9 protein-coding genes are annotated in these 13,887 nt (G+C 34.5%); 4 read left to right on the forward strand and 5 right to left on the reverse strand.

The window, feature by feature from the left end:
* Positions 1–321 precede the first annotated feature (321 nt).
* Together I215_RS09445 and I215_RS09450 are read right to left on the reverse strand one after the other, a co-directional pair.
* Positions 322–972 (reverse strand): hypothetical protein, encoded by a 651-nt coding sequence (locus tag I215_RS09445; RefSeq protein WP_008991737.1) that lies wholly within the window; start codon positions 970–972, stop codon positions 322–324.
* Between the two features lie 145 nt (positions 973–1,117).
* Positions 1,118–1,591 carry a hypothetical protein gene (locus tag I215_RS09450; RefSeq protein WP_008991738.1) on the reverse strand — a complete coding sequence of 158 codons (474 nt, stop codon included), beginning with the start codon at positions 1,589–1,591 and terminating at the stop codon, positions 1,118–1,120.
* A 1,143-nt stretch (positions 1,592–2,734) separates the two neighbouring features.
* Between I215_RS09450 and I215_RS09455 the strand changes: the two genes are divergently transcribed.
* From I215_RS09455 to I215_RS09465, 3 genes are read left to right on the forward strand one after another with little or no spacing between them, the layout of a single operon-like run.
* Positions 2,735–5,761 carry a SusC/RagA family TonB-linked outer membrane protein gene (locus I215_RS09455; protein ID WP_008991739.1) on the forward strand — a complete coding sequence of 1,009 codons (3,027 nt, stop codon included), beginning with the start codon at positions 2,735–2,737 and terminating at the stop codon, positions 5,759–5,761.
* Between the two features lie 16 nt (positions 5,762–5,777).
* A complete protein-coding gene (locus tag I215_RS09460; protein WP_008991740.1) occupies positions 5,778–7,196 on the forward strand; it encodes a RagB/SusD family nutrient uptake outer membrane protein in 1,419 nt (472 codons plus the stop codon).
* Positions 7,197–7,220: 24 nt separating this feature from the next.
* On the forward strand, positions 7,221–10,076 hold the full coding sequence (locus tag I215_RS09465) for a M16 family metallopeptidase (protein WP_008991741.1): 2,856 nt from the start codon (positions 7,221–7,223) through the stop codon (positions 10,074–10,076).
* Positions 10,077–10,135: 59 nt separating this feature from the next.
* On the opposite strand, the gene I215_RS09470 is transcribed toward I215_RS09465, so the two are convergent.
* The 3 genes from I215_RS09470 to I215_RS09480 all read right to left on the reverse strand — a co-directional run bounded on the left by I215_RS09470 (position 10,136) and on the right by I215_RS09480 (position 11,674).
* Positions 10,136–10,393 (reverse strand): DUF6520 family protein, encoded by a 258-nt coding sequence (locus I215_RS09470; protein WP_156800251.1) that lies wholly within the window; start codon positions 10,391–10,393, stop codon positions 10,136–10,138.
* Between the two features lie 198 nt (positions 10,394–10,591).
* Positions 10,592–11,053 carry a MauE/DoxX family redox-associated membrane protein gene (locus I215_RS09475; protein WP_008991743.1) on the reverse strand — a complete coding sequence of 154 codons (462 nt, stop codon included), beginning with the start codon at positions 11,051–11,053 and terminating at the stop codon, positions 10,592–10,594.
* Between the two features lie 3 nt (positions 11,054–11,056).
* Entirely contained in the window at positions 11,057–11,674 is a 618-nt protein-coding gene (locus tag I215_RS09480; protein WP_008991744.1) for a hypothetical protein, read from the reverse strand.
* Between the two features lie 325 nt (positions 11,675–11,999).
* Here I215_RS09480 and I215_RS09485 point away from each other — a divergent pair, with 325 nt between their 5' ends.
* Positions 12,000–13,664 (forward strand): helix-turn-helix domain-containing protein, encoded by a 1,665-nt coding sequence (locus tag I215_RS09485; protein ID WP_008991745.1) that lies wholly within the window; start codon positions 12,000–12,002, stop codon positions 13,662–13,664.
* Positions 13,665–13,887 lie beyond the last annotated feature (223 nt).

A 13,887-nucleotide genomic window follows, 5' to 3' on the forward strand; every position in this document is an offset into this window, starting at 1 on the left:
AGGAACTGTCATTGTACTTTTTAATCCAGTAGTGCAATAAAAATCAGGAAATACCTCGCTTCCTTCAAAAGGTAAATCCACCACTTGCACTGTATTCTTGCAACAAAGGGAACAATTTTACTTGTTTGTTTAAAATAAAATTTTCGGGTAAAGCTAGAATCTATTAGCTACTCCCACAATATGTAGGGGTGGAAGCGTTTATATATAGCCCAGAGTTATTTATTTTTCTTAGGAGATGGAGATGGAGGTGGATTTGTATTGGTTCTTGAAATAGTTGGTTTTGGCTTATTTGAACTATTCTTTGATGTATGTTCATTTCCATTACTCTTGTTGCTTCTCTTCTTGTCCATTTTCTTTTAAATTTGCTAGTTCAATTATAATTTCTTGTTTGTTTAGTGATAAATATACTTCATTAACTTCATAAAGATATTCCGAGTCTGAATAATTATAAACAGCCACATCACATAATCGAATTTCTGATACATTTTCACTTTCAGAAAATGATTTTACCCATCCGTGATATGTCAGCTTATTTTTTATGTCGCGTAAGTATATAAATTCAATGTCTTTTGAGTTTAAAAACATTGAATAAAGATTTTCATCACCGTATTTTCCCGAAACACCGAGGAATCCAGCTACCTTATTGATTACTTTTCTATTTTCAATCATTGAAGCAACAAAAGCTATAGCTATTGAGAAAATGGAAGCAAACCCCACTTCCTTGTATGGAATGTAATAAGCATTACTTAGATTGCTCCAAATTGTCAATTCAGGTAGGTCCCTACAGATAATGAGATTTAGTCCGTTTATTATCAACTGTAATAGCAAATAACAAACGATTCCAAAGAGAATCGAATAAAGAACAAATCGAAAACTACTCCAATCTTTATGCAAAATCAATTTACCGAAAATCAATGTTGCAATTGCCCCAGGAATCAGTATTATGATAAGTTTAAGTGTTAGTTCAGACATTGTTTTTTCAAAATTATTGTCAACGTATTATCTTTTTATTTCTTACTTAAAGTCCAAGATATAAATACTTTAAGGCAGCATTTACCTACACAGATTATGTGTTTTTGGTGAGGATGGTATAGCACTCAACTATTTCTCAAACCTACTATACTCCAATGAGTGGCCGTTCTCCTTGGCCATAAAAATAATGGAATAATTGATGTGGCATAAGATTAAAGGATTTAGCTATACCATAAACTTCACTCGGGTAAAGTTTAACAAACTCCCCCTTTAACAATCTACTGAACCTAGTATTCTCAATACAAGCAGAAGAAGCAATGATGCTGGAATCATATATAAAAGGGGTCAAAAAATCCTTTAATTTGTTATCTGATTCTTGCACTAAATTAAGTACAACAACTTTATGCTCCTTGAACAGTATCTCGCATACAGAATCAATATCTAATTTTAACATCAAAATTATTTGGTAAAATGATTCAGCTAAAACAATTTTCCTAGTACCGAGGATATCCTTAATATTAGTCACCAATTCTCGCTTAGATTCTCCAGCATATTCTTTAGACAATATTTCAAGCGCAAATTCTAAAAACGTCTCATTATTTAGTTTATTACCTCCCATCCTTTGATATTCACCAAATTAAAACAGCAAATTATTTGCTGTTTTAATTCTTATTATTATATTTGTAAAACCAACTTAGAGTTGGCATGAAATAGTAAAAAACATATTACCGAATTGGTAAGCATGAGTTTTTAAGAGCCTCTGAGTCCGAAACTAGCACGTTCACACTCAAAATGCGAGGCGGTAGATTAAACTCCCATGTCTAAAGTTATTGCGTATATTTACACAATTCTTTGGGCTGGGTGTCTATCGAATGTCGCGTTTGAGGCCTGTGCTAGTGCCTGGACAAAGACAGGAGGTGGCCCCAGCCTTTTGATTTTTCGGCTAAAACTCGCTGGCCATATATTCAACATGTATGAAAACGAAGTTTACCATACCGCCGAAATCTTTTATCCACAGCAAACTTGCCGTGGATATTTCCATTGCAGGCACTAAGTGGACACAACTTCTCCATTCTATTTCAAAAAACATCAACGTATACCCTTATAATAAAACTATCCCTAACAATTATTGTTGGATAGAACCGACTCTTTGCCTGGGCAAACACGAGTGTTCACCACAGGGTATAAGAATTCCTAGTTTATTATTCAGTCGTATGAACAATAAAAATAGGGCAATTTTAACTTCCCTGCAAGAATCAAAAAATGATTCTTGTTGCATAGGGTCGGTTTTTATAGAAACATCACGTTCAAAGGATCTATCAACTTATTTGAATTGTGAAATCATATCTCACTATTTAAAGAAGATACAGGTATCACCTTCATATAGGTTATTTCGCAAGAAAAGAAAAAATCCTATCTAGCCCATTTACGATTATTGTAGCAGTGGCTAAAGAAGGTTGGAATTCAAACTGATAAGTAGGTATGCTTTTTTTTCAATCGAAAAGTATACCACTACTCTGCTAATGACAATTCATGATTGAGTTAATGATAGTGTGTTTAAAACTCACTTAAATTATAGTTCAGGATTATGGATTTAGATCACGAATACCCTATTACAAAACATTTAAAAACAAAGACATATACGAGATAGAATACAACAGACATCATACTAATTTAATCTAACAAGGAAAAGATTCTCAGTGCATTTGACAGGTGATCGGAATCTTTATAATTAACTAAAAACACGTTTTAGAACAACATTATGCAAAATAAACATACTATAAGGGATAGGTGTATTCTATTAACACTCCTATTCATCTTCTCTATTGGAACCTACTCCCTATTCGGAAATATTAAAAGTGTTAATTTTTATGAGTTAGCTGGTTATCAGCATCGGGTTAAGGGGACAGTTACTGATTCTAATGGTATTCCTATTCCTAGAGTGAACGTAGAAATCAAAGGGACTTCTTATGGCACTTTCACAGATAAAGAGGGTTACTTTTACGTGGATGCCGCCCCTACCGATGTTTTAATATTAAGCTATATCGGATTCAAACCACTTGAAGTTCTAGTAGGAAATTCAGAAGAACTTTCGCTAATTCTTGAAGAGGATGTTACAAATCTGGAAGCCGTCACTGTTAATGCAGGGTACTATACTGTTAAAGAACGAGAAAGAACAGGAAGTATCGCAAAAGTAACTGCAGAAGAAATAGAGTTACAACCTGTTGTGAGTCCGCTAGAAACTCTGCAAGGGAGAATGGCCGGTATAGAAATTATACAGGGGAATGCTATTCCGGGGAATGCTCCTACTGTAAGAATCCGTGGTCAAAATAGTCTTAGGACCGATGGTAACTATCCCTTATATATTATTGATGGTGTACCTATTATTTCCACACCTATTGAGGGAGGAAGTAATATGTATATAGGAGGGATAGATCCTTTGAGTTCAATGAATTTATCCAATATAGAAAGTATAGAGGTTCTAAAAGATGCGGATGCTACTTCTATATATGGTTCTCGGGGAGCCAATGGTGTGGTACTCATAACCACAAAAAAAGCCAACTATAATAAGAAAACAGAAATAGAGACTCGGTGGTATTCTGGTTTAGGCAAGGTATCCCGAAAAATCGATTTGTTAAATACTGAGCAGTATATAGCGTTACGAAAGGCAGGGTTAGAAAATGATGGAAGAGAACCTAATGAGATTACGGATTATGATTTACTATTGTGGGATCAGAATCGCTATACGGATTGGCAAGAAGTTTTATTTGGAGGAACCTCTTATATTAATGATTTTAATATTTCCATATCCGGAGGTAATTCAACAACATCTTTCCGTTTGGGAGGTTCCTATCACAAAGAAGGAATCGTTTTTCCTGGGGATAATAATTACCATAAGGCTACGGTAAATCTAAATCTGAACCACATTTCGAAGAATGAAAAATTAGGGATCAATCTATCGGTAAATTATGGGCTTGATAAAAGTGATGTGCCAGCTACTATTATAAATAGTTTTGTTTCAATGGCACTTTCTCTCCCTCCGAATGCGCCAGAATTATATAACCAAGATGGAAGCTTGCATTGGGAGAAGTGGAACCTATCAGGACGAAACAACCCTCTAGCTCCTATTTTAAACAGAACCTCTACCGATAGAGGTAATAATCTAGTGGCAAATATAGGTGTGTCATATGCAATTATACCAGGAATAAAAGTCAAATTAAATGGAGGATATACTAACTTATCCAGAAGATATAAAGGTCTATTTTCGAAAAATGAATATCGACCTGAACTAAGAGAAAGCAGAGAGCATAGTTCTATTGAGAATCACAGAGAACGAAGTTCATGGGTAGTTGAGCCACAATTTCTATATGATTTTACGTTTGGGAAAGGAACAATAGATGGTTTAGTAGGGTTAACATTTCAAGAAAATACTAGTAGAAACCTTAGAGTAGATGGGAATGGGTTTGTATCCGAAGCATTGATAGGAGATCTATCAGCAGCAGCGGCTACAAATGTTATAAATAATAAAGAGATAGATTACAGGTATAATGCAATTTTTGCTCGGTTAGCCTATAATTATAATGAAAAGTATATTGTTAATCTAACCGGTAGACGAGATGGGTCTTCCCGTTTTGGAACAAATAAACGTTTCGCCAACTTTTGGGCGGTGGGAGGAGCCTGGATATTTTCGGAAGAGCCCTTTATAGAAAACAATCTTCCTTTTTTGAGTTTTGGAAAATTTAGAGGGAGTTATGGCACAACAGGGAATGACCAGATAGGGGATTATGGATATTTAGATGCATACGAAGCAACTGATGGACCAAACGGATTATATCCAACTCAGCTTACCAATCCTGATTATTCATGGGAAGTTAATAAAAAACTTGAAGCTGCAATAGAACTTGGTTTTATTCAAGATCGCATTACCATGGGGGTGAGTTGGTATCGTAATCGCTCTTCTAATCAACTCGTCGGTTTTCCACTTCCCTCTATAACTGGATTTCTTACAGTACAGGCTAATATGCCTGCGACAGTACAAAATACGGGTTGGGAATTTGTACTATCAAGCCTAAATTTAAGTTCAAAGAATTTTCGTTGGAAGACATTTGTTAACCTGACAATCCCAAAAAGCAAACTTTTAGATTTTCCGGATATAGAAGAGTCATCCTATGCTAATACTTATCGGATAGGATATCCATTGAATATCCGGCTATTGTATCAATATGATGGGTTAGATTCTGAAACAGGGCTGCATACGGTAGCAGATATTAATAAGGATAATACTATTGATGATATTAATGATCACTCTGTAATAAAAGATATGGGTAGAAAGTATTACGGAGGAATAACCAATAATATCAGTTTTGGAAATTTAGATGTTAATTTTTTAGTTGAATTTGTAAAGCAGGAAGCTACGAGTTTATATTTTGATCCCCCCGGATACGCATCTAACCAAGTAATCGGAGTGTTTCAAAAATGGAAAAATAATAGCCCGGATATTCAAAAAGTATCCGGGAATTATGATGCCTTTTCCGCACATAATTTGGCTATGAATAGTGATTACTCCATTTCTGACGCATCTTTTATTCGATTAAAAACACTTAGTGTAAAATATAATATTGCAAACCATTTGAAAAAAGGGCTGTTAAGTGATTGCAGCATTTTTATTCAGGCTCAAAACCTTTTTACTTTCAGTAATTATGCTAATAGTCTAAATATTGAAAGTCCCGGTAATGCAGTAATTCCCTCACTTCGAACAATAACATTAGGCTGTCAAGTTACTTTTTAATTTTAACATCACAATCATGAACATAATTAGTAAAAAATTTAAGATTCGACTATTAAGTATATTGGGATGCTTCATAATAGTATCCTGTGAAGATTTTGTTGAAGTGGATTCTCCTAACTATAAAATGGATAGCCAAACTGTATTCGATAAAGAAGAAACAGCAAAGGCAGCGGTTAAAGGAATATATAATGAATTGTTTAATTCTGATTTTTCAAACGGTTATACCAATTCAATAAGTGTTCTTGCAGGGATGTCATCAGATATATTTGAAACTACAAGTGTGACAGATACGCGATATGGTCCATTTCAACAAAATGAGATTTCTCCCGGGCAAACTCCGGATGCAACAGCAAATTTTAATTTGTGGTCCAGTGCTTACCGTATTATTTTTATGTGTAATAGTGCATTAGAAGGAATTGAAAATTCTCAATCAATCTCGGAAGCCACGAGTGAAATCCTTGAAGGACAAGTTCGATTTGTTAGGGCTTTCACATATTTATATCTAACTAATCTTTATGGTGATGTACCTTTAATTTTAACTACGGATTATAGGCGGAATGCAACAATCAGTAGAAATTCTTCAGCACGAGTATTTGAGCAAGTTATTACTGATTTGGATATGGCTATATCTTTTTTGGAAACGGTCGGAGATTATGAAAATTTGGAGCGAACTAATGTGAATCTTTATGCTGCATTAGCATTAAGAGCAAGAGTATATCTCTATCAGCAGCAGTGGGAAAAAGCGGAAAAATTAAGCAGTCTTGTTATTAATCAGACATCAACTTATGAAATTCTCGAAAATCCGGATCAGGTTTTTTTAAAGAATAGTAGAGAAGCTATATGGCAAATAACACCTATACCAATAGGAACATTTCAGTTTACCTATACATGGGACGGTTATTTTTTTAGAGGTAATGTGAATTCACCTGTGAAGTTATCTAGTAATTTCATTTCAACCATGGATTCTCAAGATAAACGTTTGCTCAACTGGATTGGCTTTAATGAGAGCAGAGAATTTTATTACCCACAAAAATATAAGGATAGTAGAAGTAGAGGTAATATCACTGAATACTCCATGGTTTTAAGACTCGCAGAACAATATTTAATACGAGCAGAAGCCAAAGCAATGCAAGGAAAGTTGGTAAGTGCAATTGAAGACATTGATGTACTACGATACAGAGCAGGTTTGGGTCTTATTTCAGATTCTAATCCACAAATAGGAAAAGAACCTCTTTTGGAAGCAATAAGGAACGAAAGGAAAAGGGAACTGTTTTCCGAATGGGGACACAGGTGGTTTGATTTAAAACGGACAGAAAAAGCAGCTGAAATATTGGCACCCATAAAACCGCTCTGGGAGGATACCGATGTTTTATACCCTATCCCGGATGAGGATCGTAGTAAAAACCCAAACCTTACTCAAAATATTGGTTATTAAAACTTTTAAAACAGAAAACAATTTATGAAATATATCATCATGCTGGTAATGGTTCAGCTTGTACCATTATTAAATGGAAACGGCTTAATGGCCTCTCAGAATCCACACAAAGAGATTGTATCTACTTTGGATTCAAATGAGATTAGACATGCCCAATTGGCAAATGGCCTTAAATATTACGTGAAGGACCTCAATAATAATACCAACAAATTCGATATCTATTTTTATGTAAAAGTTGGCAATTTTGACCAGGAATTTGACCAGCTGGAATTTGCCCATACTTTAGAACACCTGGCTTTTAGGTGCGCTAAAGATTTTCCATTTAGTTTTATATCCCCTCCCAAAGAATTCCTGAGAAGTATCGGAATGGAGGATAATTACATTGAAGGACAGACAGGCAATGATTTGACTTATTATCATTTAAAAGATCTTCCTTCAGGAAATGTAGATGCCATGGATAAAAACTTACTTTGGTTGTCAAACATGTCAGACTTAAAATTGACAAATGAGGCTATCGACAACGAAAGACTTGTAATAAAACAAGAAATTATTTATCGGAGCAGTAATAACGTCAGGTTTGACGATGAAACGAAATTGAAATCTTTATTATATCCGGGTTTCCCGGATAGATCCAATTTTTTTGAGAGGAATGACAGTTATTCGCCAGATTCTTTAATTCAATTTTATCGTTCTTGGTATAACCCAAAAAATATAGGGATTGCCATTATTGGCGACATTCCTGATATAAATGCAATAGAGCTAAAAATAGAAAAGTATTTTTCTAAAATAAAAAATCATCGCCCTTTGGCAGAAAGGAAAAACTATCAAAGGAAATATCTTGAGGGGCCAAATAATTATGCCATAATAGAAAAACAGGAGGGAAATGGTAATATAGATGGTGTTGAACTATTTTTGTTTTTTCGTTACCCAGAGATTCTTTCCCAATATGGTTATTTCCAAGAAATCAGGCGAGAAATATTACGGAATATTATTCTACAGTTAATATATAATCGATTTAGGAATGGACAAGATGACCATGATTATTTTTTTAGTAAAAGAGCTGGTTTTCTGACGAAAAGTATGCCTTTTTATGAAATTCAAATACCTACCAGGGAGAGAGATCTTCAAAGATCTATTGATAAAACCTTTGAGATTTTGCAGCAGATTAAGCAATTCGGAATTTCAAAGGATGAATGGGATTGGATTAAAAGCGAATACAATAAGGCTTCGGAGCAAATAAACATTGGTAAAATAGATTTCTGGCATAAAAATTTTTTAAATAATTTTCTTTACGAAATAGAGATCACGCCAGAATTTAAATATCATTTACCACCTTTATCACGTAGTGAATTCAATACACTTTGTAATAAATTTATCCAGGATATGCCCGATGATATTGGTGTGTTGATCCCGCCCGGGTCAGACGCTTCATTGTATACTGAACAGCATATACGAAAATACATAAAACATGCATTGTCAGAACCTATTAAGCCTGTCGGTTTACCAAAGATTCCCGAAAATTTATTAAATAAAAAAGAAACATCGAATCTAAAAGAAGTTGGCTACACCCATAAGGGTAGTATTTTAGACATGGAGGAGTTTGTACTGGATAACGGGATAAGAATAGTCTTGGACACTTCTATTATAGATAGTAGCAAAGTTTTTTTTCATGGGTTTAGCTCCAGGGGAGCATCATGTTTTCCACAAGAATATTTTTTGGAAGCCATTAATGTCCCAAGTATTGTCGACAATGCAGGGGTAGGAAATTTAAGTAGGGGTGATTTGAAATATTACTTCAATCAAACAAACATTGACAAGGGGTTTTCCCAGTATATTAAAAATAGTGAAACAGGTATTCGAGGGGAGATGTCCGCAGATAGCTTTGATATAATGGCGCAACTCATATATCTATCTTTTACAAAGCCCAGAGAGGATAAAAATGCTTTTGATAATTGGCTGTTTAAAGAAAACCGGAAAGGGGCTAATATTAATGCGGATTTCAGGGCTTTAATTGACTCATTTTTAAGAGGGAAGTTTCAAAATAATAAAGGGAAAGGAATACAAGAGATAGATCAAATTGATATGAAGAGAGCGTATGAAATTTATCGAAATCTATATGGAAATCCTTCTGATTTTACTTTTTTATTTAATATAGGGAATTTGCCCGTAGATACGGTTTTACCTTTCATATCCAAATATTTGGGAAACATACCTCAATCCCCACAACACACTTGCCCTACAGAAAATCGTAAAAAAAAAGCTAATAGGCGCAAGACACCTTTCTACAAAGAATTTTATCCAAAGGATATAGGTGCTGAATACAAACTTGAAAGTGTAAAATATTTTCAAAAGTATTTCGTGCCAATAAAGGATAGGAGCGACTGGGAAGAACGGATTAAAATAGAAGCTTTAGGCTATTGGCTAAATAATGAGCTTCTGCAATTACGAACTAACCAGCAAGCTGTTATATATCAATATATAGGGGATGCCATTTTTAATAAAGAATTATCAGGATATGACATTTACTTATATATAGATTGCATCCCCGAAGAATTAGAAATTTTAAGAGAGTCAAGTAGGGCTATTATAGATAAAATGAGTGTTAGAAATCCTGATATTGAAGAAAATAATAAATGGTTATTAGAATTAATAAAGAGAAAACTTTCTTCTAAATATAAGAGGATGGAAAATTCTAAGAATTTCCATGCTTTATCGAAAAAAGTACAAGCTTATTATATGAATGATCAAGAAATACAAGCTCTTCAAAACGTTGAAGAGTTTATACAGGCTTTGACATATAAAGATATTATGGAAACGGCTGAGGAGTATCTGAAAGCTGAGAATATGATGGAGTTTGTATATAGGGATCCAATAAAATAGTAATAAATAAAAGACCGCCCTAAAATAAAAACAAAGGGCGGTCTCCTTTCTCCAATAAATTATCTTGGATCAGGAATAGTTTTAATTGTTCCTGTACCATTCAAAAGTGGAGCTCCTAAAGCATCAGTAACCGTATAAGGGTTATTGGGCAGCCCTTGAATATTAACTTGACAAGTTATAGTGGAAGGGTTATCACAATTCACTTCAACAGAATAGGGTTCCCCATCTATTTCGACAAATCCAGAAGCGTAATAGTTCTCGTCTGTTGCATTTACAAACGCAAACGACATACCAATGGCCAATACGAAGGCCAACATTGGTAAAACAAATTTTAATTTAAACATAATATAAAATTTAAAAATTTAATAAAGTTGCCTACTTCTGGGCAGGTTTTCGGCCAATCTTCCCTTCTTCTGATGCGCATCAAAATATCTTAACGCCTAAATAACACTTAGGCCTTTTATTTATTTTTTAAGTAGGAAAAGAGAGGAAACATCTAAGTTGTATTACTTAAGCTAAGTCTGTATAAACTCTTTCGCTAGTGGTGGACCTTTCTTCAAAAATCTTATAGCCACTAATGCTAGAATGATCAAACCAACATTAAAAATCAGATGCTGCGGCCAAGACAGTAGCGTAATTATTCCACCACAAGAACAAGGGGCATACGGGCTTATAAATACAATACCCACAACATAGATGGTAAAAGCTATCATTAAACCTAGAGCACTATACAATCCTTTCAGTCTTGTTCTTGGGATTGCAATAAGCAAGGCTATCACAATTTCCAGTGTCGGAACCACCCAACTAATTATGTAAGACAACCAAACCATATCTGGCAGGATAGGAGAGTTATTCAAATTATTAAAGAACCGATCCCCTTCCATAAGTTTAGTAAGTCCAGTAAAAGCAAATACTACCACATATAAAATACTTATGATCTCTACAGTAATTCCGTTATGTCTTCTTCGCCATTTCATAATTCATTCATCTAATACAGTTAAAAGCCAATCCATTATATTTGGAACTGAAATATCCCAATCCTCTTCATCATCCTCATCATCATCTTCGCCTTCACTTTGAGTAGTTATAGCACCATCTCCAAAGGCGGCAAACCGAACAATGGAAGAAAAACTTAAAATCACCTGCTTGTCTTCAGCGGTTAATAGAGCATCTTCTAGGATCTTGGCCTCATAATCAATGATGTAAACATACAAGTCATTATAATCACTAGGATCAGAATCTAACAATACGGTTATATAGTTCTTAAGTGTACCTTTGGCAGGTAGGGTAAGCTCAGATTGATTAATTAAATCCCATAGGGCGTCAATTGAATAAACAGTACTATCTTGCTTACTTAAGACACTCTGAATGGTACCACTCTGCTTTAGAGTGTCATCCCTTCCAGAAGGACTTAACAAAGGCTGCTTTTGCAATAGCCTTAGATAGTTTTCACCGACAAAATCATAAGGATTTCGTGGGTTACTAGGAGCGTCTTTTGCTTGGTCTTCCTCATACAAATTAGTATAGGAACCATTTTCGGAGCTGCAAGAAGTCATTAAAATTACTACAAGCAACCATAATTTAAATAAACATTTCATCTCAAAAGGTTTCTGAATTTATTTTTATCAGTTAACCTTATCCGGATAAGTCGAATGAACTTCAGCACTATAAAAAAAGCAAGATTTTCACTCTTGAATTCAACCAAATGTATTTAGCGAAAATGGATTACACAAATAGTCACTCGTACAGTTTAACGACTATGAAGTTCAAATTCATTAATATGAACGAGTGACTTTTTTAGTTAAATTTTTAAATAATTATAACTATATTTAGTATTTTAGTGACTATTTGTGAACGGAACACTCCTTTTCTATCATTCGATTATCAAAAAACTCGAATGCGGACCCCTAGAAATTAGACGTGATGATGAAGATTCTATTAATACTATTTTTTACCACTTTCTATCCAATTTACTCTCCAAATTCGGATACAGACCCCCTGAAGGAAAGTTATCGTTCAATTTCAAAAAAAATAAGAGCATCTGATAAACTGCCCTCTGAACAAAGGATCTATTTAGCTACATATCTTAAAAAGGCTAAAAAAGAAAAAGACTGGGAGCACATAGTCAAAGGTTATAGACACTACCTACACAACTCTGGAGAGGATAAAATGATAATATATGCTGATAGCATGGTATTCTCTGCCTTGGAATCCAAAAACAAAGAGTTGATAGTTTCATCATATTTAACCAAGGGACTAACATATTACTGGAAAAAAGATTACGTTAAGGCCTTGGAAAATTATATCACTGCCAATGACTACCTATCAGAGGCTCCTGCACCAAGGGAGTATATCAAGTATAAATTAAAATACAATATTGGTCTCATTAGATACCGCTTAGAACAACATAAAGAGGCACTAAAAGAATTAGAAGCATGTAAAGAATACTTTAAAGACCACAACGAGAGAGCCTACTTAAACACCTTGCACTTTATAGGAATGTGCTACAGAAGCATGGGCGATTATAAGCAGTGTAGTAAGATTAATGAAAAAGGTATACAAGAGGGACATCGTTTAGGAAAAAGGAAGATGGAGGTCTATTTTAATCATTCTGAAGGAGTAAATAATTATCTAAAGGGCGATTATGAATCAGCCATTAGGCTTTTAGAGAGGGTTAATCCCGTAATTGATAGCTTAGGTGATTTTGCTAATGTGACTACCGGTCATTTTTACCTAGGGATGAGTTATTGGAAATTGAACAAACCTGATCGCGCTATCCCCTACCTAAAACTTGTGGATAAAAGCTATACTGAGCGCAAGTTTGCAAAAAGAGAATTCATACCAGGTTATAACATTCTAATAAATCACTATAAATCTAAAAACGATACTATAAATCAGCTATTTTACGCGGGTCAAATAACAAAGCACATCTCCACGGTAATGGAGGTCACTAATGGGCTTTATCCTATAATAAATCAGAGGTATACAGTGGCAAATATTAAGAGGCAGCAGGAGAGAGACAAAAGAAATCTATTTTTAGAAATCTTACTTATAGGCGGGGCTATCCTTCTTAGTATATCCCTTGGCTATCGCTATTATATATACCATTACTCCTCCCCTAAAAATCTATTACCAGAGACAACTACTGATTCAACCAAGCAAAACGATAACACCACTCTGGATAGACGTGATAAATCAATCCAGAAAATGAAAATCAGTAATCAAAAAAAACATTCCATTAAATACCATTTAAACAGATTTGAGAAAAATGAAATGTTTCTGGAAAAAAAATTAACCTTAGCGCTTCTTGCCCACAAGTGTGGTACTAACACCAAGTATTTATCCCACATTTTAAATCACGAAAAAGGAAAAAGTTTTAGTGAATATATAACTGATCTGAGATTGAGTTACATTATTGGCAAGATCCAAGAACAAAGTTTCTACAGATCAGTTAAAATTAATTTCCTTGCAAAAGAATGTGGATTCGAAACTACACAATCCTTTACTCGCTCTTTCAAAGTCAGAACTGGTGAAGCGCCCAGCAAATACATCCATAATTTAAGAAGGAAGATTTCTAAAGAAACTTAGGCCTTGTTTTTTATTTGTTTAATTACTGCTAAGGAAATTCATATAGGCCAACTGGAACGGGATAATAGTAGTAGTGCACTACTTTATGGAATCGTGTATATTTAATGACTTAGTTGAATCGTATAAGGCCGAAGCCTCCAGCTAGCATAGATTACATAACACTACGCGTCTGTTTTAGTTGAAAGTGCCACCTGGATACTTCGGTTCGATTTGGTTCTTCGTC

It is taken from the genome of Galbibacter marinus (assembly GCF_000300875.1).
Lineage (GTDB): Bacteria > Bacteroidota > Bacteroidia > Flavobacteriales > Flavobacteriaceae > Galbibacter > Galbibacter marinus.

What these genes read in the sequence shown, in the direction of transcription:
- I215_RS09485 (WP_008991745.1), top strand. Translation starts at nt 12,000, where the DNA reads ATGATGAAGATTCTATTAATACTATTTTTTACCACTTTCTATCCAATT.
- I215_RS09475 (WP_008991743.1), bottom strand. Translation starts at nt 11,053, where the DNA reads ATGAAATGGCGAAGAAGACATAACGGAATTACTGTAGAGATCATAAGT.
- I215_RS09480 (WP_008991744.1), bottom strand. Translation starts at nt 11,674, where the DNA reads ATGAAATGTTTATTTAAATTATGGTTGCTTGTAGTAATTTTAATGACT.
- I215_RS09465 (WP_008991741.1), top strand. Translation starts at nt 7,221, where the DNA reads ATGAAATATATCATCATGCTGGTAATGGTTCAGCTTGTACCATTATTA.
- I215_RS09470 (WP_156800251.1), bottom strand. Translation starts at nt 10,393, where the DNA reads ATGTTGGCCTTCGTATTGGCCATTGGTATGTCGTTTGCGTTTGTAAAT.
- I215_RS09455 (WP_008991739.1), top strand. Translation starts at nt 2,735, where the DNA reads ATGCAAAATAAACATACTATAAGGGATAGGTGTATTCTATTAACACTC.
- I215_RS09445 (WP_008991737.1), bottom strand. Translation starts at nt 972, where the DNA reads ATGTCTGAACTAACACTTAAACTTATCATAATACTGATTCCTGGGGCA.
- I215_RS09460 (WP_008991740.1), top strand. Translation starts at nt 5,778, where the DNA reads ATGAACATAATTAGTAAAAAATTTAAGATTCGACTATTAAGTATATTG.
- I215_RS09450 (WP_008991738.1), bottom strand. Translation starts at nt 1,591, where the DNA reads ATGGGAGGTAATAAACTAAATAATGAGACGTTTTTAGAATTTGCGCTT.